This window comes from Pseudomonas sp. KU26590 (assembly GCF_026153515.1).
Classification (GTDB): Bacteria; Pseudomonadota; Gammaproteobacteria; order Pseudomonadales; family Pseudomonadaceae; genus Aquipseudomonas.
In genome coordinates this window covers 5,779,917-5,804,688 of the sequence record NZ_CP110644.1, presented here as the reverse complement: position 1 = coordinate 5,804,688, position 24,772 = coordinate 5,779,917, and the positions used below count along the sequence as shown (strand labels likewise).

Annotated in this window: 20 protein-coding genes and 1 tRNA gene; 10 read left to right on the top strand and 11 right to left on the bottom strand. The window is 55.8% G+C overall.

Translation table 11 applies throughout. From position 1 onward, the window contains the following. Positions 1-100 precede the first annotated feature (100 nt). From yacG to pilB, 5 genes are read right to left on the bottom strand one after another with little or no spacing between them, the layout of a single operon-like run. A complete protein-coding gene (gene yacG, locus OKW98_RS25750) occupies positions 101-304 on the bottom strand; it encodes a DNA gyrase inhibitor YacG (protein ID WP_062378727.1) in 204 nt (67 codons plus the stop codon). Next, the gene (gene coaE / locus OKW98_RS25745) at positions 304-924 is read right to left on the bottom strand and encodes a dephospho-CoA kinase (protein ID WP_265387222.1); all 621 of its coding nucleotides are present in this window, start codon (positions 922-924) and stop codon (positions 304-306) included. Before coaE ends, yacG begins: the two co-directional genes overlap by 1 nt. Beyond that, positions 921-1,793: a prepilin peptidase gene (locus OKW98_RS25740; protein ID WP_265387221.1), complete on the bottom strand. Its 873-nt coding sequence runs from the start codon at positions 1,791-1,793 to the stop codon at positions 921-923. The genes coaE and OKW98_RS25740 overlap by 4 nt, the downstream gene beginning before the upstream one ends. Before the next feature lie 2 nt (positions 1,794-1,795). Then, positions 1,796-3,013 (bottom strand): type II secretion system F family protein, encoded by a 1,218-nt coding sequence (locus OKW98_RS25735; protein WP_265387220.1) that lies wholly within the window; start codon positions 3,011-3,013, stop codon positions 1,796-1,798. A 2-nt stretch (positions 3,014-3,015) separates the two neighbouring features. Further along, the gene (pilB, locus tag OKW98_RS25730) at positions 3,016-4,710 is read right to left on the bottom strand and encodes a type IV-A pilus assembly ATPase PilB (protein ID WP_265387219.1); all 1,695 of its coding nucleotides are present in this window, start codon (positions 4,708-4,710) and stop codon (positions 3,016-3,018) included. Positions 4,711-4,934: 224 nt separating this feature from the next. On the opposite strand from pilB, the gene OKW98_RS25725 reads away from it, so the two are divergent. The 3 genes from OKW98_RS25725 to OKW98_RS25715 all read left to right on the top strand — a co-directional run bounded on the left by OKW98_RS25725 (position 4,935) and on the right by OKW98_RS25715 (position 6,700). After that, entirely contained in the window at positions 4,935-5,369 is a 435-nt protein-coding gene (locus tag OKW98_RS25725; protein WP_265387218.1) for a pilin, read from the top strand. Positions 5,370-5,439: 70 nt separating this feature from the next. After that, positions 5,440-5,515, top strand: a tRNA-Thr gene (locus OKW98_RS25720). A 741-nt stretch (positions 5,516-6,256) separates the two neighbouring features. After that, entirely contained in the window at positions 6,257-6,700 is a 444-nt protein-coding gene (locus OKW98_RS25715) for a hypothetical protein (RefSeq protein ID WP_265387217.1), read from the top strand. 243 nt (positions 6,701-6,943) lie between these two features. Here the strand turns inward: OKW98_RS25715 and OKW98_RS25710 are convergent, their stop codons facing one another. After that, the gene (locus tag OKW98_RS25710) at positions 6,944-7,195 is read right to left on the bottom strand and encodes a hypothetical protein (RefSeq protein ID WP_265387216.1); all 252 of its coding nucleotides are present in this window, start codon (positions 7,193-7,195) and stop codon (positions 6,944-6,946) included. Positions 7,196-8,205: 1,010 nt separating this feature from the next. Beyond that, complete coding sequence (locus tag OKW98_RS25705) at positions 8,206-9,636, bottom strand: IS1182 family transposase (protein ID WP_265387215.1); 1,431 nt, start codon at positions 9,634-9,636, stop codon at positions 8,206-8,208. Positions 9,637-10,965: 1,329 nt separating this feature from the next. On the opposite strand from OKW98_RS25705, the gene OKW98_RS25700 reads away from it, so the two are divergent. Continuing rightward, positions 10,966-12,168 (top strand): hypothetical protein, encoded by a 1,203-nt coding sequence (locus OKW98_RS25700; protein ID WP_265387214.1) that lies wholly within the window; start codon positions 10,966-10,968, stop codon positions 12,166-12,168. Positions 12,169-12,563: 395 nt separating this feature from the next. On the opposite strand, the gene OKW98_RS25695 is transcribed toward OKW98_RS25700, so the two are convergent. Further along, a complete protein-coding gene (locus tag OKW98_RS25695) occupies positions 12,564-13,031 on the bottom strand; it encodes a hypothetical protein (protein WP_265387213.1) in 468 nt (155 codons plus the stop codon). 441 nt (positions 13,032-13,472) lie between these two features. Between OKW98_RS25695 and OKW98_RS25690 the strand changes: the two genes are divergently transcribed. Continuing rightward, positions 13,473-14,450: an IS5 family transposase gene (locus OKW98_RS25690; RefSeq protein ID WP_265385849.1), complete on the top strand. Its 978-nt coding sequence runs from the start codon at positions 13,473-13,475 to the stop codon at positions 14,448-14,450. Between the two features lie 797 nt (positions 14,451-15,247). On the opposite strand, the gene OKW98_RS25685 is transcribed toward OKW98_RS25690, so the two are convergent. From OKW98_RS25685 to nadC, 3 genes are all read right to left on the bottom strand, one after another. Beyond that, positions 15,248-15,376 carry a hypothetical protein gene (locus OKW98_RS25685; protein ID WP_265387212.1) on the bottom strand — a complete coding sequence of 43 codons (129 nt, stop codon included), beginning with the start codon at positions 15,374-15,376 and terminating at the stop codon, positions 15,248-15,250. A 45-nt stretch (positions 15,377-15,421) separates the two neighbouring features. Then, positions 15,422-15,652, bottom strand: coding sequence for a hypothetical protein (locus tag OKW98_RS25680; RefSeq protein ID WP_265387211.1), 231 nt, complete (start codon positions 15,650-15,652; stop codon positions 15,422-15,424). Positions 15,653-15,732: 80 nt separating this feature from the next. Then, entirely contained in the window at positions 15,733-16,581 is an 849-nt protein-coding gene (gene nadC / locus OKW98_RS25675; protein ID WP_265387210.1) for a carboxylating nicotinate-nucleotide diphosphorylase, read from the bottom strand. Positions 16,582-16,964: 383 nt separating this feature from the next. On the opposite strand from nadC, the gene OKW98_RS25670 reads away from it, so the two are divergent. The 5 genes from OKW98_RS25670 (at position 16,965) to OKW98_RS25650 (ending at position 24,758) form a co-directional block, all read left to right on the top strand. After that, positions 16,965-19,205 (top strand): DUF1631 domain-containing protein, encoded by a 2,241-nt coding sequence (locus tag OKW98_RS25670; RefSeq protein WP_265387209.1) that lies wholly within the window; start codon positions 16,965-16,967, stop codon positions 19,203-19,205. A gap of 123 nt (positions 19,206-19,328) precedes the next feature. Beyond that, a complete protein-coding gene (gene ampD, locus OKW98_RS25665; RefSeq protein ID WP_265387208.1) occupies positions 19,329-19,877 on the top strand; it encodes a 1,6-anhydro-N-acetylmuramyl-L-alanine amidase AmpD in 549 nt (182 codons plus the stop codon). A 15-nt stretch (positions 19,878-19,892) separates the two neighbouring features. After that, positions 19,893-20,729: a regulatory signaling modulator protein AmpE gene (gene ampE / locus OKW98_RS25660; RefSeq protein WP_265387207.1), complete on the top strand. Its 837-nt coding sequence runs from the start codon at positions 19,893-19,895 to the stop codon at positions 20,727-20,729. Between the two features lie 337 nt (positions 20,730-21,066). Continuing rightward, positions 21,067-22,476, top strand: a complete 1,410-nt coding sequence (gene potE, locus OKW98_RS25655) for a putrescine-ornithine antiporter (protein WP_265387206.1) — start codon at positions 21,067-21,069, stop codon at positions 22,474-22,476. Then, entirely contained in the window at positions 22,473-24,758 is a 2,286-nt protein-coding gene (locus OKW98_RS25650) for an Orn/Lys/Arg decarboxylase N-terminal domain-containing protein (RefSeq protein ID WP_265387205.1), read from the top strand. The genes potE and OKW98_RS25650 overlap by 4 nt, the downstream gene beginning before the upstream one ends. Positions 24,759-24,772: the final 14 nt, after the last annotated feature.

Sequence of the window (24,772 nt, the reverse complement as noted above, 5' to 3'; positions counted from 1 at the left end):
ATACGGGGGATAAATGCAGGGCGTTCTGCCTGGAGACGTTCAACCGCACCCGTTATTTGTTGGCGCCCGGGGAAGCTGAGTCTCCGAGCGCCGCGTTTGATCAATGCTGACGAGGGTCGAAGTCGCCCGAAAACAGCTCGTCTTCTGCATCCGGCGCAACCGGAATCGCATGTTCTTCCGACGCCCAGGCGCCCAAGTCGATCAGCTTGCAACGGTCCGAGCAGAACGGCCGGAATTTACTCTCCGGCGTCCACTCGACGGGCGCTCCGCAGGTTGGGCAGTCGACGGTCATTGGTTGGCTCATCAGTGGCCTCCACGCAAAGTTAAATAAAAGTGATGCAGACGCTCGACTTCGCTTTTCAGCCAGGCCGGGTCACGGTCATTGACGATCACATCGTCAGCCCGGCTCAAGCGCTCCTCGCGACTGGCCTGCGCCTTCAGAATCGCCCGCACCTGTTCCTCGTTGGTCTTGTCGCGCAACACCGTGCGCTCGATCTGCACCGATTCCGGTACATCAATGACCAACACCCGCTGGACCATCTGGTGCTGAGAGGTCTCCAGCAGCAGCGGCGACACCAGAATCGCGTAAGCCGATTCAGCGCGCGCCAGGTACTGACGAATTTCCTCGCGGATCAGTGGATGCAGCAGGCCCTCGAGCCAGACCCGCTGTTGCGGGTCCTTGAAAATCAGCTCGCGCAACGCGGAGCGACTCAGCGTGCCGTCGGGCTGCAGCACATCGGCACCGAAGTGCTCGGCAATCTGCGCCAGGGCAGGGCGCCCGGGTTCGACGACCCAGCGGGCAGCGTGATCGGCGTCCACCAAATGCACGCCCAGATCCACGAAGCACTGAGCGGCCGCACTCTTGCCGCTGCCGATGCCACCGGTGAGGCCCAGAATCCAGGGTTTTGACGCAGGAGAAGTCATCTGAAGCCGGCGATCTGCAAATACGAAGTGGTTATTTGATCACCCCAGAGCAATGCGATCCACCCCGCAAGCGCCAGATAAGGACCGAAGGGGATCGGCGTGCTGGTCTCGACATTGCGCAAACGCAGCAGAATCAGGCCCAACACCGCCCCGACAATCGACGACAGCAGAATCGTCAGCGGCAGAATCTGCCACCCGCCCCACGCGCCGAGCATCGCCAGCAACTTGAAGTCGCCGTAACCCATGCCTTCCTTGCCGGTGATCAGCTTGAACAGCCAGAACACACACCACAACACCAGATACCCGGCGACCGCGCCCCACACCGCATCAGTCAGTGACGTGAACAGCCCGAACCCGTTGACGATCAGGCCCAGCCACAACAGTGGCAGCACGATTGCGTCAGGCAGAAGCTGGTGATCGGCGTCGATCAGACTCATCGACAACAGGCCCCACGTCAGCACCAGCATCGCCGCTGCCTGCCAGCCGAAACCGAAATGCCAGGCGATAAAGGCTGAGAGTAAGCCGCAGGCCAGTTCAACCAGTGGGTAGCGCTTGCTGATGGGGGCTTTGCACTGGGAACACTTGCCGCCGAGGATCAGATAACTCACCACCGGAATGTTTTCCCACGCGCGTATTTTGTGAGAGCAGTGCGGGCAGCGGGAGTGGGGGAGGATGAGGTTGAAGGTTTCTGTTTGCGGCTCGGGGGGGAGGTCGAGCATTTCCCGGGATTGGATTTTCCAGTCGCGGATCATCATTTTGGGGAGGCGGTAGACGACTACGTTCAGGAAACTGCCGACGAGCAGGCCGAGGATGAATGCGCATAGAGCGAAGGCCAGCGGGGAGCTGGCCAGGAGGTCGAGGAGGGGCATGGTTAGACGACTTGTCCGAGCTTGAAAATGGGAAGGTACATGGCGATCACGAGTCCGCCGACAATGACGCCGAGGAAAGCCATGATCATGGGTTCCATGAGGCTTGTGAGGCTGTCGACCATGTTATCGACCTCGTCCTCGTAGTAAGTCGCGACTTTATCAAGCATAGAATCCAGCGCGCCGGATTCCTCCCCAATCGCGGTCATCTGTATGGCCAGCATCGGAAACACGCCGGTGCTGCGCATGGAGAAGTTAAGTTGCATGCCGGTGGAGACGTCCTGTTTGACTTTGTTGACGGCGTTCTTGAAGACAACATTTCCGGTGGCGCCAGCGACAGAATCAAGCGCCTCTACCAGTGGAACGCCGGCGGCGAATGTCGTGGACAAGGTCCGTGCGTATCGCGCTACTGCGGATTTGTACAACAAAGGACCAATGACGGGCACTTTGAGGAGTGCTCGGTCAAGACCATTTCTAAACTTTTCGGAGGTTCGGTATGCGCGCCGAAACAAGAAAATACTTAACGCAATCCCGCCCAGGATCATCCACCAATAGTCCTGAACAATTTTTGATAAGCCAATCACCATCAATGTGAATGCTGGGAGCTCAGCTCCGAACCCTTCAAAAATGGTCTGAAACTGGGGTACTACTTTGAGTAACAAAATCCCCGTTACGATAAACGCGACGACAACCACCGCAATCGGATAGGTCATCGCTTTCTTGATCTTGGCTTTCAGCGACTCGGTCTTTTCTTTGTAGGTCGCGACTCGATCCAACAACGTTTCGAGGGCACCTGCTTGTTCACCCGCATCCACTAGGTTGCAGAAAAGGTCATCGAAATATAAGGGTTTCTGCCGCAGTGCCGTGGCAAAACTGTGCCCTGCCGCGACCTCCTGCTTGATGTCGTCCACCAGCTTGCGCATGTTCGGGTTGTCATGCCCCTCGCTGATAATGTCGAATGACTGCAACAGCGGCACACCTGCTTTCATCATGGTCGCCATCTGGCGGCTGAAGAACGCGATGTCCAGCGGCTTGATCTTCTTGCCTTTACCGAAGATCGAGACAGACTTTTTACGAACTTTGGTCGGGTTGATACCCTGCTTTCGCAGTTGGGCTTTCACCAGCGCAGGATTGTGCCCATTGATTTCGCCAGTGACCTTGGTCCCTTTTTTATCTACCCCTTCCCAAGCATAGACGCTGACTTTTACTGCTTTGGTCGCCATGCTTAATCCTTGGTCACCCTGTTTATTTCTTCCAGACTTGTCACGCCCTGCATCGCCTTCATCAGCCCCGAGGTGCGCAAATCATTAAAACCGTCTCTGCGCATCTGTTCGGAAATCTGGATCGAGTTGCCTTCCTCCATGATGATGCGCTCCAGCGCTGGCGTGCTCTTCACCACTTCGTAGATACCTACTCGGCCTTTGTATCCGCCGTTGCAGTGTTCGCAGCCTACTGGAGAGTAAAGCTGGAACGAGCCGATTTGCGACTCGGGGAAACCTTCCGCAATCAAAGTCTCACGTGGGATCTCAGCTTCTTTTTTGCATTGCGGGCACAACTTTCGCGCAAGACGTTGCGCGATGATCAGGTTGATCGCCGTGGCGATATTGAATGCTGCCACGCCCATGTGATGAAGCCTGGTAAGTGTCTCTGCCGCGCTGTTGGTGTGCAAAGTAGATAAAACCATGTGACCGGTTTGCGAGGCCTTGATCGCGATTTCGGCTGTTTCCAAGTCCCGGATTTCGCCCACCATGATCACGTCAGGATCCTGACGCAGAAACGCCCGCAGTGCCTGAGAGAAGTCCATTCCCTGACGCGGATTGACGTTGACCTGGTTGATGCCTTCAAGGTTGATCTCTACCGGGTCTTCTGCTGTCGAGATGTTGATATCAACGGTGTTGAGAATATTCAATCCGGTATAAAGCGATACCGTTTTACCCGAGCCGGTAGGGCCGGTCACAAGGATCATGCCCTGGGGTTGGCGAAGAGCTTCAAGGTAAAGAGCTTTTTGTTCTGGCTCATAACCCAAAGCGTCAATGCCCATTTGCGCGGTAGTCGGGTCCAGAATCCGCATCACAATTTTTTCGCCCCACAGAGTGGGCAGCGTGTTGACCCGGAAATCGATAGCGCGGTTTTTTGAGATTCTTAGTTTGATGCGGCCGTCTTGGGGTTTGCGACGCTCCGAAATATCGAGGCTCGCCATGACCTTCAGACGTGCAGCAATCCGCCCTGCAAGGTGAATGGGCGGCTTTGCCACTTCATGAAGAATGCCGTCGGTGCGGAGCCTTACCCGGAAGATCTTTTCGTAGGGTTCGAAATGCAGGTCAGACGAACCTAGGCGGATCGCGTCCATCAGCATCTTGTTAACGAAGCGGACAACCGGCGCGTCATCGGCGTCTTGACCACCGATCGCAGTTTCTTTGCTCTCATCGACCGCCTGGATTTCGAGGCCCAGATCGACGTCCGCCAAGTCGCCCATACCAGCATTGCCGTCGAAAAACTTATCGATGGCGATGGTCAGTTTGTCGTCCTCGACCAAAATGGCTTCGGTGGTCAGGCCGGTGCTGAACTGGATGTCAGTAATAGCTTGATGATTGGTGGGGTCGGATATGCCCACAAATAACTTGTTACCCCTACGCCAGAGCGGAAGCGCGCAGTGCTGGCGAATGAGCTTTTCACTGACGAGCCCTTTCGGTTGGGTCTCCTTGTCTAGGGTGCCGAGATCGAGAAAAGGAATACCGAATTGATCTGATGCGACCTCGGCCAGCGTAATGCTCTTGAGCAGCTTCGTCTCGACGAGGTGGTGCACAAGCGAAACCTTGTCACGTCGCGCTTGTTCGTAGGCTTTTTGGGCCGTTTTTTCTGTGAGCAGCTCAGCCACAACAAGTTGTTTAGCCAAGCCGGTTAGGACGACGTCAGTCATTACAGCCACCAGATCCAGACATTGGACCGTTTATAGCCTAGTCAAGCTTGGCTGCCAAATATGCAATGTCAGGGTGACGGAAATTGTCACTTTGTGCTGACTCTGCGTGCCACTTGCGACGGCGAAAATGGAGGGAGGGGCAAAGGCTTGGGCGATTAAAAACTGGCACGTTGCGTGCAGTAGCTACTTCGAGCAACACCAAATTGACGCTTGGAGTAGTAGCGATGAATTTACAAAAAGGTTTTACGTTAATCGAGCTGATGATTGTCGTGGCGATCATCGGGATCCTGGCCGCTATCGCAATTCCGCAATATCAGGATTACGTAGTACGTGCGCGCTGGGCTGACAACAACACTGCGATTGCACCTGTGAAAGCGGCAATTGCGGAGTGCTTGCAGACTAACAACAGCGTCCTCGCCAGTTGCGACACCGCTGCAAGGTTGTTGACGACCGTTGGGTATGCAGGTCTTCCTGTTGGGACCCCTAACATGGGACCCGTGGCGTTGACTGCGGGTACCGCAGCAATCGTGGTAACTGGTACAGCGGCGGCAGGTGGTTGCACTGTCACTTGGACGCCTGGCGTTGCTGACGCTAACCGCATCACTTGGACTAGTGCAACAGGCGGTGGCTGCACTCGTTCTCGTACTGGTGTGAACTAACGACGTCGCCAGAATTGGCGTTCTGTTGGTGGGGGGGCCTAGAGCTGTTGCTCCCGCCGCAACGCTTTTCGCCGAAATAGCTCAGTCGGTAGAGCAGCGCACTCGTAACGCGAAGGTCGTAGGTTCGATTCCTATTTTCGGCACCAGAAACACAAAAAGCCCGGTCCTCAAGACCGGGCTTTTTCGTACTCAACATCGCACCATCTCGACAATCTACAGGCCCCGCAGGCGTAGGCGCGTGGTAGGCGGTATCGTCGATTAAGCGATCCGGTTTGATGTCGAACAGCTCTTCGACTTGAACAGTCATGGTTTTGGTGCTCTCGACTTCGGCGTTTCGATGATCCGCTGTCAGTTCTACGCAATAACCCACGACCAGCATGCGGATCATCAAATCAGGATTAACCGAAGGACGCCCAATTGGGCAATGGAAATCGGCGAGATAGTGGGGCAGGTCGCTCAGATCGAGACGCCGATCAATGCTCAGTAGCAGGTGATTTGTTGGGGGTGGTCTTCATAGTTGAGCGAGGAAAACAGCCGATCCTTCTCACTCGATAACTGTGCCATCATGCTCCGTACTCCGCCACCGGCCGTTGAGCAGGTTTTGCCCAAGGCCAATTGAGAGAACTTTTTTCTACGGAAATGACCCTTGGCTGTCTTTCACAAGCGACCGCCTTTTGCCATACCAATTCAGTCAAATGCGCTTCCGACCCTGGCTGGGGTAAACCAAGCACTGGCAGCCCTATGGGGACAATCCCAACGGACAGCCCTGGGTAACTGAGAGAGGGAATGACTGCATGGGCTTTTATGTATGGCGAACCCAGGAGCTCCCCGCCGTTTTAGGCTTGCTCCATTCAAGCCCTATTACATTACTGCACTGGAGTCCGCCAATGTTGGTGAAACCAGATTTAAAGCATAGGTGGCTAAGGTTTCTTTTTATTGGGATGGCTCTTTTAATCTTGCTCGGCTATGCACTACTACTGATGGGAAAGTATTACTTTGCGGGACTCGACGGCATGACAAGCTGCAGTGAGGATGTGGTTGCCAGTAGGGTGTCTCCGAGCAAAAAGTATCTGGCGTCGATTGCGCTGAAGAACTGCGGTGCTACCACCCCGTTTGTAGCAAGGGTGTATATTAAATTTAATCCAGACGTTCATTTGGAGGGCGAGACGGAAGAGGTGACGCTTTGGCAGAATATTACGAATACCAATATGGGCATAGAATGGCGGGGAGAGACTAACCTAGGTATCTCGGGAGAAACGAATAAACACGCATCTTACTCTGTGCATGCCCTAGATGCGGTGTTTGAAGTTTCCATAATAGATCGAAAGTAACTACCTGAACTTTGTGTTTGAGGTTCGGAGGATTTCATAAGGGACCGGCTGCTATCGAATCACTGAAGTGGGTGACAGCAGATTGAATCTGGTCAGAAAGTAGCTTGAAAACGAGGCTCCCTCCACCTAGCGGCCGATGCTCCCACGTCGTCTCCCAGTATACGAAAACGATCCCTTTCGGCACTTGAAGGCCAGCAATGGTTGGGAGGGAAGGTCGGGGAGGGGCGATCTTAAGCCTTCCGTCTATGATCTTTCGAGAGGGATAGCAGGGGGCAAGGGTGTGCCGTCCTCATAGCGAGCCAATTCCTTTCGGGCGATCAGCACTAAATTTTCAATCTGTACGAATGGCAGATCATCACCGAATAGCGACATTTTCAATGTGTTATCAGCATCACACCTGAAGACCTCAGCGCATACTTGATTGGTCGTGTTGATAAGCTCTAGTCCCAAGCCATCACGGATCATGTCCGAAGCAATCTGAAACCGGTATGCCATGTCTTATTCCTCGTGTTTGAAAGTCCCCGGTCAGCTAAAGGCCGATACCGGGTTATCGTGCATCGTCGTCCTGCATCATCGCAATGATGGCTTCTAGTCCATACCTGCTCCTGCTCAATACGCCGCGTATGGAGTGTCCGAAACCGATCCCTTTCGGCACCGGGCGGGCTGCATCCAGTTGGAGGGATCGCAGCGGAGAGGCTGCTATCGGCCAGAAGCAGAAGTTACTGATGTACTATAACTAATTTCTGGCAAAAGGACTCTTCCCTCATGATGCGTCGTGCCGGCTTTTTGCTCATCGGAATTCTCGGACTCGCGCTCACCCTGCCTTGGGGTGCCTATTGGGTCGGCCTTTATAGAATTTCGCAGTACCCTTTGCCTCCACCTCAGGCTATATCGGCACCGCAGCGTGAGTGGGTATGGAGCCTCGCCAAAGTCTCAGGCGAGCCGGTAATAGTGCCGTTAAGTCCGTATACGTATCTGTACGACCTTTTCATTTTGAAAGGGAAAACTGATAGGAATATGCGAGTCGCCTGGTGGGTGGCTTCTGATCACCTGATCAAACAAAACACAAGTCAACAGATGCTGTGGAGGCACCTATCCGGCGCGTCTCTGACCATATGGTTAACCAGGAACTGGACAGATCAACAGATAACAGCAGCCGCCTTCGTCGCCCTTCAGCAGCGGGGTGAGGTATATGGTGGTAACTAGCTGAACTTAACAAATGCGAAGTCCTTGATAGCTCCGTATGTGAAATGGCACCTTTTTCAAGGTATGCTTTTTACCGTTATCTGGATGTCTCCACTGGCTGCTATGGGTCGAAAGGAGCCAGTCGTGGCTGTCCGCTTTCGATCCAGAGTGTGTAAAAACGCGCTGATGCACTGTCGGCGCGCAGCGCTGACGGTTGTTAGCTGAGTAATTGCTCACAACAAGTCCTGCGGATCATCACGAGGGTCTGGGAGCCCCTAGCGCCGCTTCTACCTTGCTGGGTGGCCAAAATACAGACCTCTTCAGGCCGACAGCGCCTTCATTAAACCGCTGGTACCGAGAATTTTCATGACTCGTTTCAAGTTGTAGGCGAGGACGTTCAAGCTCATCTCCGCACTTACTCCGTTCAGCTTTCGTGTCAGGAAATGTGTGGCGCCCATCCATTGTTTGAGTGTCCCGAAGGGATGCTCGACCGTACGCTTGCGGACTCGCATCATGTCCGGCGCGTTGCTCAGCCTGTTCTGCATTTCCTCCAATACGGCTTCATGCTCCCATCGCCGAACTCGCCGTTGCTTGCTCGGTGTGCACTTCGATTTCAGCACGCATCCCTGGCAATTAGAACTCCAGTAACGGTGCAACTTCAGGCCTTTTTCAACGCTGGAAAAGCGCCAGATCAACGCCTCTCCAGCGGGACAAATATATTCGTTTTTTGCCGCGTCATAGAGAAAGGCATCGTTATTGAAACGCCCGTCAGCCTTGGCTCCAGAGGTCATCGGCTTGGGCACATAGGCGGTGATACCTGCATCGTGACAAGCCAGGACTTGTTCGCTTTTGAAGTAACCTCGGTCAGCTACTACCGACAACGTATCTGACGCCATAGCCTCGCGGGCCTGCTTGGCCATCGAACTGAGTTGATCGCGGTCGGAACCGACGTTGGTAACCTCATGGGCAACGATCAAATGGTGCTGGGTATCGACCGCTGTCTGCACGTTGTAACCGACGATTCCAGTGCCGCGCGTCATCATGGAACGGGCGTCTGGATCGGTCAGTGAGACCTGTTTATCCGGTGATTCGTTGAGCTGAGTTTCAATGACCTGCAACTCTTTCATCTGAGCTTTGAGCTTGTCGATTTTCTCTTGCAGACGAGCAGCCTTGGGCTGAGCGACCGAGGGTTCTTGCCGGTCGGTTTCGGCGAGCGTAGTCAGGTACCGATTGATACTTGATTCAATTTCTTCCATCCGCCGATTCAGCTTGGCGCTGGTGAAATTGCGGTCGCGGTTATTGACCGCCTTGAATTTACTGCCGTCGATGGCGACCAGATTTTCTTCGAATAGTCCTAGCTGCTGGCACAGCACCACGAACTGGCGGCAGACACCTCGGATGGCCTTGCTGTTGTCTTTTCGGAAGTTGGCGATGGTCTTGAAATCGGGCATCAAACGCCCAGTCAGCCACATCAGCTCGACGTTGCGTTGGGCTTCTCGTTCAAGACGCCGGCTCGATGGAATGCGGTTCAGATAGCCGTAGATGTAGATCTTCAGCAGGACCGAGGGATGGTAAGCCGGCCGGCCTGTATCAGCAGGTAAGGCGCCCTCGAAACCTAGTTTGACCAGGTCCAGTTCGTCGACAAAGATGTCGACTACGCGCACCGGATTGGCATCCGTGACGTAATCGTCGAGGCTCGCGGGAAGGAAGGTTTCTTGGCCTCGATGTTCACCTTGGATAAAGCGCTTCATGGGCGATCCCTGCGATGAAATCCTCAGAAATCATAGCAGGGCTAAGAGCGGTGTTCTGCTCAGATATTGATGCGTTTTTCAACCGCCTGTAGTTGCTTTACCGGGTCCCAACCACTCGGCGACGCTTGAGCTTTGCTCCACCAAAGCATTCCTTTAGAGATCCATAATCTCCGCAAATCAGCATGAGCAGATGTTGCGTCATCATAGCCGAACTGCGTACCGCAGGACGGGCACATGCCAAACGAAGAGCAGCCAACCTCATCGTATGGAGGCTCTTCAAGCCCGGGGTATCCACAAACCGGACATAGATATGAAACGTTGCTTGCAATCATCCAACCCCCAGATTTCTAGCCTCTAGCCCACGTTGTCGGCGTACCTGCTGATTTCCGGAATCTTATACTGAATCTGAGCAACTGATGTCTGACCTGGGCTGAGTAGGAAAAAACACTAGAGTGGAAGCCGCTAACAAGGGTTTTGACACACTCTGGATCCATAGCAGTCACTGACGCCCAGAGCGTGCAGCGCCCCAAAGCGGGTAGAGGGATGAACCATACTGGCATTCACTCAGAAGAATAATGGTATTTAGAAACGACGTATCCGTCCTGAGAATACCCTACGGCCCAAGTGCTCAAAAAGTTTTCGTAGCGCGCCTCTGTGACACAACGCCCGTCATTTTCTCCGCGATATTTTGTATCGTCTCCCCACCAAAGACTGTCGCCGCAAGCTCGAACAGCATCTGGTACCCCAAGAAGAGCCACGACTTGCTGCTGTGAAGCGCCCATATCTACTTGCTCGAAGGCGTGACTCGCGCGGTCTTCTAAATATGAACTTATGTAGAAGCCGAGAATGGTAGTTGCTATTGCACTAACAATTGCCAGCGCTAGTATTCGATTCCATGCTGTATGACTTGGCACACATGATCTCCATAGGGTGTTAGATCACGATAGCTTAGCACCGAGCGACGCTGACTTATTCGCGGCGCAAGCAACCGCTGTAGGTCGAAAGCAGCCGGTCGTGGCTGACCGCTTTCGACCCAAACCGGACGTTTGCGCTTCCATCGCAGCTGGCCGGGGATCAAACTGCTAAAACCAGCCAATCAACGATGGCAGTTATCCTACATTTCCTAATTGCGGCTGGCTCACGATTGCTATGTTTACAGTGCGAGGCGGAGAAATGCCGCTACCTTCACTGGCTTGATGATCCGACATTGGACACCAAATGCGAATACAACACCAGGTTCTGCCCCTTGCCAAAGCCTCATTCGCCGCTGCTCTCAGGACAGGTCATGGGCGCGCTATCCAGCACATCGAGAACCATGGATCGTATGGGTTGGAAGACACGATTATCGAAGCGTGCGTAGCATGTCTTTCCTATGATCCTCAGCTGGAGGCAGAACGGGCGCCATGGCTGGTTTCGATTGTCGATCGCGCGAAGCTGTCCGCAGAAGTGGTGCAGGCGATCAAGGCGCTAGAAAACACGCCTCCGCCCGAGGATCAACGCGACAGTAACCAGCGCAGTGCGATCCTGAAAGAGCTTGCTGCGTCAGGATCAGAAGACGCCAGAAGTCTTTTGTATTCTTCCCTCGCGCTGTTTCCGGGTACCGCTAGCGTGATAGGCGCTGAGGAAATCATTGCGCTCGACGGCTTGGATGGATTGAAATATGTCGCCAGGCAAATGGGGCAATGGTGGCAAGCTAATCCGGACTTTTGGGTTGATGACTATCCGATCAAGCAATTTGATGCCTCCACGGGGATTGAGGGAGGACTTGCCGCATTGGAACGCGAGGCCGCAGTTGATTCCGATATTGCGAGTTATCTCGCAGGGATACGCGAGACACGCGATAGTCACAGCCGTTCTTCGGCCCGCTTTGAACCAATGTTATTTAATGGCAATGAGGTGGTGGCGTATGTCAAAAAGAATCCCAGAGAACAATGTTATTGGCTCAAAAGATGGGGCACGCACGCCACTAACAATCAATGCGACATAGTATTCGCAGCCCTGGTCGCGTCGGAGGAGTCGGAACATGTCAAACGACTGTTCAGATGCTTTGCAAAAACCGGCGTTCCTCGATTCGAAAGTCGATTAATCCGATGGACTGACCATGCCGACCCACAAGTTCAATGGGCGGCAGTAGAGGCTCTTGCACCTAAGACGCACGGGGAGCTGCGAAAAGCGGCTAAGCGATTGATCGTTGATGGCAACGTCTCAAACGGTGTCGCGTTGCTGGTGAACAATTTCTTTGAGGGCGATTTTTTAATGTGCATGAAGCATGTAACACAGCTTGATGATGCTGACGCAACGCACCATCTCGTCGGAGAACTCTTAAACTTGTGCGAAGCGCATCCTGGCCAAGAGGCGCTCGACTGTCTCCTCTACGTATATGAGTTTTCGCCGTGTTCGACCTGCCGCAAGCGAGCAGTAAAGGCGTTAACCGACGCGAACACCGCTCCGGCCTGGGTGCTTGTAGAGTCGGCATTCGACGCCGATCCCGAAACGCGGGCACTCGCCCGTGCAGACCGTCCCTTCAATTAGTTTTTATTACTCTCGGCCTACTGTGTAAGCAAAAGCTGGATCGATTGGCCTTTCGACGATATGAAAAGGAAGGGATGTATTCGAAGGACTGATCGTCCGCTTGTGGCCGATTTCTGCCTGTCGCATCTGGTTACTTTCATTAGCGCGGCCAGTTAGCTGCACCATCACTATTGTATGTAGCGTTCGCCATCATAAGCACTGAGTGGACCCGCGAAGCATGACACCCGAGGCCACGGTGGAAAGCGGCACCGGTCATCAGTAATGGGCTGTCAAATCACTTTCTCGACTGATATCGCCGTAGCCGTGATTGCGATGTCGCCAAAATCACCTTCCAGGGGCAGGACGTTTCCGACAATGCTAATCGCTTCAAACTCCCAAAATCCGGGCTTAAGTGTCTAGATGGGGCGCCAGTTCACGCTGATATCCCTGCACTCTACCAGCCACAGCGCACGTGCAAGCTCAACTTTGTGAATAACTTGGCCGTGATCACCGGCCCGAACCTCGTCATAAAGCCAGTCCCCATGATGAGGCGCATTGCTGGTGATGTGATATTGACTTACCTCTTCATAGCGAATATCGATGTAACCATCATGATAGGCCCCTAGGAGCGTAACCTGAATGGAGAGTTTTCGATGCTCGTGACGGTCACCGGAGCCTTCCTCAGTTACGCGCATAGATTCGACCCAAGCATCATGCGGGCACTGAGAATGGTGAGGGTTGTAATGCCAATCTGCTGTTGCGAAAGCGTATGCGCTGGGGGGGATCAGCCCTTTGAGGCTATCCAGGTATGTTTCGTATGCAGCCCACTGAATGCCCTGCTGCTGAAAGTCTGCACCTAGAAGGTCAGCGGTCAAAATAAACATTTCACATCTCTGTGAGGTTGGTTAGTCGTACGCTAACAGTATACAAATTTCCTGTCGAGCGGCTCCTCCTGGCCGATTTCGGTCAGTCGTGACAGGCAACAATCGACCCAGAGTGTGTAAAAACGTATTCGATCAGCAGCATCGTAAGGCGCTGGGTCAAACCACGTTCTGTGTAGATGCCCGACAGACCGAAAACCATCGAACGATGGGATCGTCTAAAACCAGTGCTCGTTCATTTTCGAAAGAAACTCTGGGTTAACCGGCGCGCTGGATGCTGAGCCGATGACCGCGTCAATCCCACACTTCGGACACAAAGCGGTGGTATCCAGATCGACCCACTCTGTGATTTCTGCGGACGAAAACACACTTAAGGAAACTCTGAAAAAGACTTCCAAATCTGGTGAAATACGCCAGTCCCAAGCACTGAACGGTTGAGTCCCGATGAAGCAGATGTCCTTCGCTGACGCCGAATACGCTGGCAAACGCAAACAAACCCGCCGTGAACGCTTCCTGATCGAGATGGATCAGGTCGTGCCCTGGAATGGCTTGGTCAAACTGATCGAGCCGCACTATCCAACGGGAGAAGGTGGTCGTCCGGCATACCCGTTGATGGCGATGTTGCGGGTTCATCTGATGCAGAACTGGTTCGGTTATAGCGACCCAGCTATGGAAGAATCGCTGTACGAAACTACGATTCTGCGCCAGTTTGCCGGGCTGCATCTGGATCGGATTCCAGACGAAACCACGATCCTCAACTTCCGCAGATTGCTCGAAAAACATGAGCTGGCCGGTGGGATTTTGCAGGTCATCAATGGCTATTTGGGCGACCGTGGTTTGTTGTTGCGCCAAGGCACCGTGGTCGATGCGACGATCATTCATGCGCCGAGTTCGACCAAGAACAAGGACGGCAAACGCGACCCTGAAATGCATCAAACCAAGAAGGGAAATCAATACTATTTCGGGATGAAATCGCACATCGGTGTCGATGCCGAATCCGGTTTGGTGCATAGCGTAGTGGGCACTGCGGCGAATGTGGCGGACGTAACCCAGGTCGATCAGTTACTGCACGGAGAAGAAACTTACGTCTCTGGCGATGCCGGTTACACCGGCGTCGAAAAGCGCCCCGAGCATCAAGATCGCCAAATGATCTGGTCGATTGCTGCGCGGCCCAGCAGCTATAAAAAGCATGCAAAGAAGAGTCTGATCGGGCGCATGCGTCGCAAAATCGAATACGCGAAAGCTCAACTGCGCGCCAAGGTTGAGCATCCGTTTCGAGTAATCAAGCGCCAGTTTGGTTATACGAAAGTACGCTTCCGAGGCCTGCTGAAAAACACTGCGCAGCAGACCACGCTGTTTGCTCTGTCGAACCTGTGGATGATGCGAAAACGATTACTCAATGCAGGAGAGGTACGCCTTTAATGCGGAAAATGAGTGCTGAAAAGCGCTTGTACGCAGAAAAAAGCGGGGATTGAGAGAGCAAAAGGTCTAATTTTCGATTGAGTCGACATTTTTTGAGCCTCAAGCAACGGGGCTGTTAAAAACGCGTGCCTACTTCAGACCTTCCCTAGCAGCTTTGCTCAGAAAATAAACGGATCCTTTATCATGGTTACCTTCTAAAGATGCGCCCAAAAACCGAAATATTCTTGCTGAAATTTTCCTAATCATATGTACCCTACTCCGCGGCAATGAGTCTATTTAGAGCATTCAGTGAAGAGGCTCGCATTCCACATGCCGGGCTCGTTGACCTGCTTAGTTCGATACGGGCATCCATGATTAGAAGACAGAATTTTTTGATGCAATCACAGCGGTAAACGCTCGCTCACAATGCGGTAAGGCATACCTATTCGGGCAAAGTGTGCAGTACAAGTATTGAAGTCACACGCGCCTGAAAATCGTGAGTCGTCCATGGTTTCGTAGACGCCATGAGCAACTGCTCTGGGACGAATCGCGTTGGTCGTTCAATTTCCATTTCCGACCAAACAATGCGTTTGCTCGGCGAGCGCGATATCGCCCTATCAATAGACATCCATGCTTCGTGAGGCGATGAGTGAAGTCAGCACCTTGCCAGCTTGAGTCAGAAGGTATCGTGTTATTCGTATTCTGGTAACCACTGCACCATGCGATCACGAGAAAGACTCTCGCCGTGGGCCTGTAAATTCTCCGCGAGGATCGCGTTACCCTTCCGAGGTACACGACCCGAGCCTACCGAACCCGAATCAACAGATCCCAGGCGGAATCCCGTCCTTATTAAAATCCTTCAGCCGCTCCTTCTCTTCCTCAGTCGAATGAGCGGGCACGTCCTTCTCAGGTTGTTCTTTCTCGTCAGGTTTCTTCTCGTCAGTCATCTTCATTTCCTCATCCGTCCTATCAAAAACCGAAACCCAAAAGCCTCAAGCCCAAACCGCCGTCTCGCTGTTGATCTGCGCCATGGACGTAGCATTGGACTGCCGCTGGTGATGCAGCTCTTCGCGCATTTTGGTGAAGTTAAGCGGGCTCGACGTCAACTGCCTGAGCACCACATCAGAGATCAGGTATTCACCGCAGTCACGGCACACAACAACCTTCCCACCCTGCGCCGACTCACGCTGCTCAGCTTCGGTCCCGCACAGATAACAGTTCATGCCCGTTCTCCCTGTAAAGGTCATAACAAGCAGAGCCCGGGCAACCGTCGCAGTTCAACCTTAAAGACGCCGGGGCGATCTCAAATGCTCAACCGCATCGACAAATCCACCGCCTTCACATCCTTGGTCAACGTTCCAATGGAAATGTAATCAACACCGGTCTCGGCGATAGTGCGCAAAGTCGCGTCAGTCACGCCGCCGCTCGCTTCAAGCTTGGCGCGGCCGGCGGTGAGGCGTACGGCTTCGCGCATGTCGTCCAGGCTCAGTTCGTCGAGCATGATGATGTCGGCGCCACCGTCGAGGGCTTGCTTGAGTTCGTCGAGGCTCTCCACTTCGATTTCCACGGGCTTGCCCGGCGCGATTTTGTGCGCGGCGGTGATGGCTTCGGCGATACCGCCACACGCGGCGATGTGGTTTTCCTTGATCAGAAAGGCGTCGAACAAGCCGATGCGGTGGTTATGGCAGCTACCGCAGGTGACCGCGTATTTCTGCGCCATTCTCAGGCCGGGGAGGGTTTTGCGGGTGTCGAGCAGTTTGACCTGAGTGTTCGCGACCATGTCCGCGTAATGCTGCGCGCGGGTGGCAACGCCTGAAAGCAGTTGCAGAAAGTTGAGCGCGCTGCGTTCGCCCGTCAGCAGCGAGCGAGCGGGGCCTTCCAGGTGGAATAGCGCCTGATTGGGCTGCACGCGATCACCGTCAGCGACCTGCCAATGCACGGCGACGCGCGGGTCAAGTTGACGGAAAATCGCGTCAACCCACGCCGTGCCAGCAATCACCGCTGCGTCGCGGGAGATCACAGTGGCCTTGGCCAATCGCTCTGCCGGAATCAGCTGCGCGGTGATGTCGCCAGTGCCAACATCCTCGAGCAACGCACGGCGCACGTTGGCTTCGATTTCGGCAGTGAGGGCGTCAAGACGTAGGTTTGGCATATCAGGCTCCACGGACTAAGTGCGGCGAGTATATGGCAGACACGTGTACCAACCTACGTACGCCAAGTGTCCAGTCGGGTGCATAACCTGCACTTTGTCGGTTTTTTCCTCGGTTATGCGACAGATTGTGATTTTGAGTGTCTATCGCTGCGCACGTCTCTTCGCCGCCTCCTATTATTCCAACCAAGGCGAAGTGTCCGCTGGCGAGCGGGCCTGATTTAACCGATACTTTCGCCTTGTATTTGACGTCATAGTATTGACGTCAGCCTGCTGCATCCCCAGGGATAAATTTTTAGATCCGTCCGAATGGAGTCGATTCTTCATTCGGCGCGGGCTGTAGCTGTTGTTAAAGCAGTGGTGTCGACGGTGTGAAGGAGTCCTTGATGCAGAACGACGGTAACAAAGTGGTGCCCTTGAAGGCGGGTCCGGATCATCCGGGTTCCTCGCCTCTTGCTCGGCTGCCCGTCGTCCTGCTTCAGGTCCGTGACCGGGCCGCGCAGCAGTTGAAGGAAAGTCTGCAGACGCTCTTCGATAACGCTGATGACACGCTGTTCGAAATGGCCGATCGTGCTCACAACAACGCTGAACAGAATATCTTTTTCGAGGCCATGCGCGACTTGCGCCTGAAGCGCAAAAGCATCGAGCGCAATTTCCTCGACAAATTCTTTGAAGCGTTCCTGCGCCTGGGTCAGTACGAAGTGGCTGAGCCCCCGATGCCCGAGCCTGTTTCCTACGACAAGCTTGCGCTGGTTCACAACGACGATCTAGAGCGCACCGTGGCGGTAGACGCCATGGTGGTCAAGGTCATGAGTCGCGACGGTATCGCCCTCGGTCAATTGACCACACGTTTGAACGTACTCATCCCCCAGCCGTTGACCGACGAGACCAATCCGTTGGGTCCGACGCTGCTGTGCGACTATTTCCTGCAGGCCGGGCGCAGTCTCGGCGTTGAAATCAAGGTGAAGCTGATCATTCTCAAGCTGTTTGAGAAATACGCCTTGAGCAACGCCGATCAGCTTTATGAGGAAGCCAACCAGTTGCTAATTTCCGCAGGTGTATTGCCGGAACTGAAGGCGTTGCCGTCTCGTCGCTCCACTGATCGTATCGCCAGCGCGCCGCCTTCGAGCGAAGCCGTGCGTGCCGACAACGCGGCCATTCTTCAGGCGACGGAAAGTCTCGATAAAAGCGTGCAGGACGTGTTTTCTGCCTTGCAGGAGTTGCTGGTCCACGTGCGTGGGCACCTGACGCCGCGTCCCGATTCCGTGAGTGATGCGCGTCCGATTTCCAGCCAGGACCTGCTGCGTCTGCTGTCCCACTTGCAACAATACGTGCCGAAAGCCGAAGAGAGCGATGACTTCGACCTGCGCGCTCAGCTTGAACAGTTGATCAGCCGCGTCAGCGCGAGAAGCGGCAAGTTTCGCGTCGTCGGCACGATGGATGAGGACGTTATCAACCTCATCTCGATGCTGTTTGAATTTATTCTCGACGACCGCAACCTGCCGAGTTCGCTGCGCGCGTTGATCGGCCGTCTGCAGATTCCGATGCTCAAAATCGCGGTAATCGACAAAAGCTTCTTCAGCCGTGGAAGCCACCCTGCGCGCCGGCTGCTGAACGAAATCGCTTCCGCAGCGCTGGGCTGGGGCGGTCGCGATGACACCCAGCGCGATTCCCTCTACGCCCGCATCGATCAGATCGTTCAGCGTTTGCTGCATGACTTCGTCGACGACCCGGCGATTTTCACCGAGCTGCTGGTGGATTTCCTGGCATTTACCAGCGACGAGCGCCGTCGCAGCGAACTGCTTGAACAGCGCACCCGCGACGCCGAACAAGGCCGCGCGTTGGCAGAGTTGGCGCGTCAGCGAGTGCAGCAAGCGCTGAATGATCGCCTGCTCGGCAAGACGCTGCCTCAGGTAGTGGTTCGTCTGTTGCAGGAGGCGTGGAGCAAGGTGTTATTGCTGACCTGCCTGAAGCACGGTGATCAGTCGAGCGAGTGGACCTCAGGCCTTCAAGCCATGGACGATCTGATCTGGAGCGTCGAGCCCCACGACGAGCCGGAAGCGCGACAGCGTTTGCTCGAGCTGGTGCCTGGGTTACTGAAGTCCCTGCGCGACGGCTTGAGCAGCGCCGCCTTTGATCCTTTTGCCACCAGCGAATTCTTCAGTCAGCTCGAAGTGCTCCACGTCCAGGCGTTCAGTCATGTGGCGCGGACGCCGGTAGGAGATGCGGAAGGCGATCAGACCCAGTCCACTAGCGGCCCTACGATGATGGCCGTGGTTGAGGAGATTGTGTTAGTGGGTCCGGGCGAGCAGATTCAGCCTGAGCCGTCGATGCAATTGCCCGCCGACGACGAAGGCCTGATGCAAGTTGAAAAGCTCCGTCTGGGCAGTTGGGTCGAGATCCACGAAGACGAATCCCACAAGTTGCGCTGCAAGCTGGCGGCCATCGTTGAGCCGAGCGGGCGCTATGTGTTCGTCAATCGCACCGGCATGAAGGTGCTTGAGAAAACCCGCATGGGCCTGGCAGTGGAATTCCGTCGCGGCACCATTCGTGTTCTCGACGATGCCTTGCTGTTCGACCGCGCGCTGGAGTCGGTATTGGGCAACCTGCGCAAGCTCAAGGGCTGAGGCCAGATCGGTCCTACGACTTCTTACTGCAAATCTGCGCGACCTCAGCGTAGATTCGCCATCCACATCCTTTCCTGTCGCGGGCATACTGCGCGCTGTCGATTCACGCCCTAAGGACTCCCCATGCATCTGGACCCTGCCACTGGCTGGTGCCACGGCGCGCAGCATTGCCCTTCACCCAATTTCAACGCCCGCCCGGCAAACGAAATCTCGTTGCTGGTGATCCACAACATCAGCCTGCCGCCTGCGCAGTTCAAGACCGGCAAGGTCCAGGCGTTCTTTCAGAACCGCCTGGACGTCACAGAACACCCTTACTTTGAAGGCATTGCGGAGCTGCGGGTGTCCGCGCATTTCCTGATTGAGCGCGACGGGGAAGTCACTCAATTCGTGTCGTGCCTTGATCGCGCCTGGCACGCAGGTGTCTCGGTATTCGACGGTCGCGAGACGTGCAATGATTTTTCCGTTGGCATCGAGCTTGAAGGCACCGATGATCAGCCCTTCACCGACGCGCAATATGAGGCGTTGATCGAGCTGACCCGCCAGTTGCAGGCGGCGTGGCCGGCGATTACGGCGCACCGTATATGCGGTCACAGCGACATCGCGCCGGGACGCAAGACCGATCCGGGTCCGTGTTTTGACTGGGCGCGGTTTCGTGCCGCCCTGGACGTTTGAAGTGAGGAACAGCTAATGAGTTTTCTGGTTTTGCTGCTGGCGGTCTGGATCGAGAAGTTCTCGGCCCTGCGCCAGCGTATTCAGCGCGACGGGCCATGGCTCAATCAATTGAGCCGGCTGGAATCCAACCCGCGCTCAGCCAAGCGGCCGTGGTGGATTTTGATGGTGACGGTTGTGCTGCCTTTGGTGGTCCTGGCGCTCGCACTGGTAATTGTCGGCTCGGTGGCCTACGGCTGGCTCGCCCTGCCGATCCACTTGCTGGTGCTGATTTACAGCCTGGGCCGTGGCGACGTCAAAGCCGCGCTCGGCTCGTTTCGGGATGCCTGCCGTCGGGGCGATCAGGAAGCCGCGGTGCTGGTTGCCGAACGGGACCTGGGCGTCAAGGCCGAGAATGAAGAACAGCTATTGGGCGGCGCTCAAACGTACTTGCTGTGGCAGATTTATCAGGGCTTTTTCGCGGTGATTTTCTGGTATTTCGTGCTTGGCCCGGTTGCCGCGTTGGCGTACCGCTTGTTGGCGCTTGCCTCGGAGCACGGCAAAACGCCGGCGCTGGTCGAGCGCGCGACCCAGGCAAGGCACGCATTTGATTGGGTGCCCGTGCGCTTGCTGGCGGCCAGCTTCGCACTGGTGGGCAACTTCGTCGCGGTCAGCCGCGTGATGCTCAGCGAGCTGCTCAACTGGAACATCAGCGCCTCGCGCCTGATCAGCAAAGTCGGCTGCGTCGCCGGCGAGGTCCCCGCGCCAGTGGTGGGTGTCGAAGGCGTCAACAGCCTCGACGTGCTGTGGGAATTGCTCATCCGCTCGGCCATCGTCTGGTACGTCGGTTTTGCGCTGATCACGTTATTCGTGTGAATCGTCGGGGGCCGGCAAGCCGGCTCCCGCGTAGTCAGCCCCTGTGACCCCATGCATCCTCCCCGAAATATGCGGTGGTGCCGCATCGCTACCTGACACCTGATTGATATAGATCAATACCCCACCATTTCCTGACGCTAATCTCCTTTGCCTTCGGCCAGACGCCGCCATCCCTCTGAACTGACCGTTCTCTTCAACGTAATCCGTCCTTCAAACCTCGCACTTAGCCAAGTAAAGATGGCCTGTCGTCAGTCACTAAAGGCGAGCGACTTGCTGATCAACAAGAATTCTTTGCTATAGCTCAAACCTCCTCACATCTTTCACATAGGGCAACGGAATGGCAGTCGCTAAGAAAATGAGCGTGGGCCAGCTGACGATGTTGACTGCGGTCAACATGCTGGGCTCCGGCATTGTGTTGTTGCCTACCAAGCTCGCCGAAGTCGGCGGCATTTCCATTCTGTCCTGGCTGATCACGGCCACTGGCTCGCTCGCTCTGGCCTACGCCTTTGCGCGGTGCGGCATGCTCAGTCGCAAGACCGGCGGCATGGGCGGCTACGCGGAATACACCTTCGGCAAGTCGGGCAACTACATCACCAACTACACCTACGGTTTGTCGTTGCTGATTGCCAACGTGGCGATCAGCATTACTGCGGTGGGATATATCCAGACGCTGTTCGATATCAAGTTGGGTTCGCTTGAAGTCGGCCTGGCGACGATCGCGCTGTTATGGATTACCACGTTCGCCAACTTCGGCGGCGCGAGTATTACCGGCAAGATTGGCGCGGTGACCGTATGGGGCGTTATTGCGCCGGTCGTGCTGGTTTCGACCATCGGCTGGTTCTGGTTCGACAGCAGCACGTATGCGGCAGGCTGGAATCCCCACGACAAAACCTGGTACGAAGCCGCAGGCGCCTCGGTGGCGATCACCTTGTGGGCGTTTCTCGGTCTGGAGTCGGCGTGCGCCAACGGCGATGCAGTGGAAAACCCCGAGAAGAACGTGCCGATTGCGGTGCTCGGCGGGACCCTTGGCGCAGCGGTGATCTACATCGTGTCGACCAACGTCATCGCCGGCATCGTTGGCAACGCGGAGCTTGTTTCTTCAACCGCACCCTTCGGGCTAGTGTTCGCCAAGATGTTCAACCCCATGATCGGCGACATCGTCATGGGCCTGATGATACTGGCCTGCGTCGGCTCGTTGTTGGGCTGGCAGTTCACGGTGGCTCAGGTGTTCAAAAGCTCGGCGGACACCGGTTACTTTTTGCCGATCTTCGCCAAGGCCAACAAGCACGGGGTGCCGATCATCAGCATGTTGATCCTGCTGGCGATCCAGACCGCACTCGCGCTGCTGACCATCAGCCCCGACCTGGCCAAACAGTTCGACACGCTGGTTAATCTCGCGGTGGTCACCAACCTGGTGCCGTACATCCTGTCGATGGCAACACTGATGACCCTGCAAAAGGTCTCCAACGTGCCGCCGCAAAAAGCCCTCATCACCAACATCGTGGCCGGCATCGCGACCGCGTATAGCTATCTGGCGCTGTACAGCTCCGGCGCCGAAGCATTGATGCTCGGCGGGGTGGCAACCATCGTCGGCTACACGCTGTTCGGCTTCGTCAACACCCGCCTGATCAAGCTTGAAGCACTGAACAACAGCGTGCCGACCCAGACTGTCGCGGCGCAGCACATCGTCGGCGAGCCGATCCCCGTCAATAACCTGAACCTGGCCACCCTGGAGACTCGACCATGAGCGACAACAGACAGCTGCTCGGTATGCTGGCCCTGCTGGTCAGCAGCCAGCCCGACAAACGCAGCGTGTTCGGCCGGGCGCTGATCCAGCTGATCAGCGACGTGGAAGAACGCTCCATCAGCGTGCTGACCTCCGAAAGCCTGAGCGACGCGAAGTCGATCCTCAGCTCTGATCCCGCCATTCAGTGTGTGCTGCTGAGTTGGGAGATGGACGACAGCCAGGACCATCACGAATGCATCAACCTGCTCACCGCCTTGCGTGAGCGCAACACGCGAGTGCCGGTGTTTCTGATCAGCGATCGCAGCACGGCGTCGAGTGTGCCGTTGATTGTCATGCAGCACGCTGACGACTTCATCTGGCTGCCGGAAGACACCAGCCGTTTCCTCAGCGGACGCATCATGGCGGCCATCGAGCGCTATCGTCAGGCGGTGTTGCCACCGATGTTTGGCGCGCTGCTGAAGTTTGCCCGCAGTTACGAATATTCCTGGCACACCCCGGGCCATGCCGGTGGTACCGCGTTTCTGAAAAGCACCGCAGGCCGCGCGTTCTACGAGTTCTTCGGCGAAAACCTGCTGCGCTCCGACCTGTCGATTTCCGTCGGCGAACTGGGCTCGTTGCTCGACCACAGCGGCCCGATCGGTCAGGGCGAGCGCTACGCGGCGAAGGTTTTCGGCGCCCACCGCACCTACTACGTGACCAACGGTTCGTCGATGTCCAACCGCGTAATCCTGATGGCCAGCGTCACCCGTGATCAGATCGCCCTGTGCGACCGCAACTGTCACAAGTCCGTCGAGCACGCTATGACGCTGTCCGGCGCCATCCCGACCTACCTGGTGCCGACGCGCAACCGCTTCGGCATCATCGGCCCGATCCTGCCGCAGACCTTGAGCGCCGAGAGCGTGAAAGCCGCCATTGCCAGCAACCCGCTGGTCAAAAGCCACATTGATCCGACGCCGGTGCATGCCATCGTCACCAACTCCACTTACGACGGCCTGACCTACAACGTCACCCGCGTCGAAGAGCTATTGGGGCAGAGCGTTGACCGGCTGCATTTCGACGAAGCCTGGTACGGCTATGCGCGGTTCAATCCGCTGTACAAAGACCGCTTCGCCATGCACGGCAGCCCGGCTGATCACGATCCGTCCAAGCCCACCGTGTTCGCCACGCAGTCGACCCACAAGCTGCTCGCGGCGCTGTCCCAGGCGTCGATGATTCATGTCCGTAACGGCCGCAACCCGATTGCCCACGGGCGCTTCAACGAGTCTTACATGATGCACGCGTCGACCTCGCCCAACTACGCGATCATGGCGTCATGCGACGTGAGCTCGGCGATGATGGAAGCGCCGAGTGGCCAGATTCTGACCAACGAATCCATCGAAGAAGCGGTGGCGTTCCGTCAGGTTATTTCGCGCATGCAGACCGATATGCTGAGCCGCGACGACTGGTTTTTCTCCTGCTGGCAGCCGCCTACAGTGCAGGTCGGTGCCACTGCTGTCGCCTTTCACGAAGTCGATCCGGTCCGGCTCAAGACCGATCCGAATTGCTGGGTCTTGCACCCCAACGAGGTGTGGCATGGCTTCGGCGACATCGAAGACGGCTACTGCATGCTCGACCCGATCAAAGTGTCCATCCTCAGCCCGGGCATGGGCGACGACGGCAACCTGCTGGACTTCGGCATTCCCGCCTGTGTGCTCAGTGCCTATCTGGACCACCAGGGGATCATCGTTGAAAAGACCACCGACTTCACCATCCTCTTCCTGTTTTCCATCGGCATCACCAAGGGCAAGTGGGGCACGCTGGTCAACGCGTTGCTCGACTTCAAGCGCGACTTCGACACCAACCTGGAACTGGAACTTTGCCTGCCCGAGTTGCTCACCGCCAATCAGCAGCGCTATGCCGGCATGGGGCTGAAGGATCTGGCGGAAGATATCTTTGCCGCGATGAAGGAGACCAAGACCACGGCGGCCATGTCGAAGGCGTTCGGCACATTGCCCAGGGCGGAGTTCAGCCCGGTGGAGGCGTACGAGAAGTTGGTCAAAAACGAGGTGGAGCAGGTCACCCTGGAAGAGGCTGCCGGGCGTATTGCCGCGACAGGCATCGTGCCTTACCCGCCGGGCATTCCGCTGCTGATGCCGGGGGAAAACGCAGGCCCTGCTGACGGGCCGGTGCTGGCCTACCTCCGGGCGCTGGAGAGCTTCGATCGGTCGTTCCCCGGCTTCACCCACGATACCCACGGGATTGAGAGCGAAGCGGGGGTTTATCGGATGCTGGTGCTGAAATAGTTTTCAGCGCTGAA

Coding starts and splice junctions, on each gene's coding strand:
- yacG (WP_062378727.1), bottom strand. CDS start 304: ATGAGCCAACCAATGACCGTCGACTGCCCAACCTGCGGAGCGCCCGTC.
- coaE (WP_265387222.1), bottom strand. CDS start 924: ATGACTTCTCCTGCGTCAAAACCCTGGATTCTGGGCCTCACCGGTGGC.
- OKW98_RS25740 (WP_265387221.1), bottom strand. CDS start 1,793: ATGCCCCTCCTCGACCTCCTGGCCAGCTCCCCGCTGGCCTTCGCTCTA.
- OKW98_RS25735 (WP_265387220.1), bottom strand. CDS start 3,013: ATGGCGACCAAAGCAGTAAAAGTCAGCGTCTATGCTTGGGAAGGGGTA.
- pilB (WP_265387219.1), bottom strand. CDS start 4,710: ATGACTGACGTCGTCCTAACCGGCTTGGCTAAACAACTTGTTGTGGCT.
- OKW98_RS25725 (WP_265387218.1), top strand. CDS start 4,935: ATGAATTTACAAAAAGGTTTTACGTTAATCGAGCTGATGATTGTCGTG.
- OKW98_RS25715 (WP_265387217.1), top strand. CDS start 6,257: ATGTTGGTGAAACCAGATTTAAAGCATAGGTGGCTAAGGTTTCTTTTT.
- OKW98_RS25710 (WP_265387216.1), bottom strand. CDS start 7,195: ATGGCATACCGGTTTCAGATTGCTTCGGACATGATCCGTGATGGCTTG.
- OKW98_RS25705 (WP_265387215.1), bottom strand. CDS start 9,636: ATGAAGCGCTTTATCCAAGGTGAACATCGAGGCCAAGAAACCTTCCTT.
- OKW98_RS25695 (WP_265387213.1), bottom strand. CDS start 13,031: ATGTTTATTTTGACCGCTGACCTTCTAGGTGCAGACTTTCAGCAGCAG.
- OKW98_RS25690 (WP_265385849.1), top strand. CDS start 13,473: ATGAAGCAGATGTCCTTCGCTGACGCCGAATACGCTGGCAAACGCAAA.
- OKW98_RS25685 (WP_265387212.1), bottom strand. CDS start 15,376: ATGACTGACGAGAAGAAACCTGACGAGAAAGAACAACCTGAGAAGGAC.
- OKW98_RS25680 (WP_265387211.1), bottom strand. CDS start 15,652: ATGAACTGTTATCTGTGCGGGACCGAAGCTGAGCAGCGTGAGTCGGCG.
- nadC (WP_265387210.1), bottom strand. CDS start 16,581: ATGCCAAACCTACGTCTTGACGCCCTCACTGCCGAAATCGAAGCCAAC.
- OKW98_RS25670 (WP_265387209.1), top strand. CDS start 16,965: ATGCAGAACGACGGTAACAAAGTGGTGCCCTTGAAGGCGGGTCCGGAT.
- ampD (WP_265387208.1), top strand. CDS start 19,329: ATGCATCTGGACCCTGCCACTGGCTGGTGCCACGGCGCGCAGCATTGC.
- ampE (WP_265387207.1), top strand. CDS start 19,893: ATGAGTTTTCTGGTTTTGCTGCTGGCGGTCTGGATCGAGAAGTTCTCG.
- potE (WP_265387206.1), top strand. CDS start 21,067: ATGGCAGTCGCTAAGAAAATGAGCGTGGGCCAGCTGACGATGTTGACT.
- OKW98_RS25650 (WP_265387205.1), top strand. CDS start 22,473: ATGAGCGACAACAGACAGCTGCTCGGTATGCTGGCCCTGCTGGTCAGC.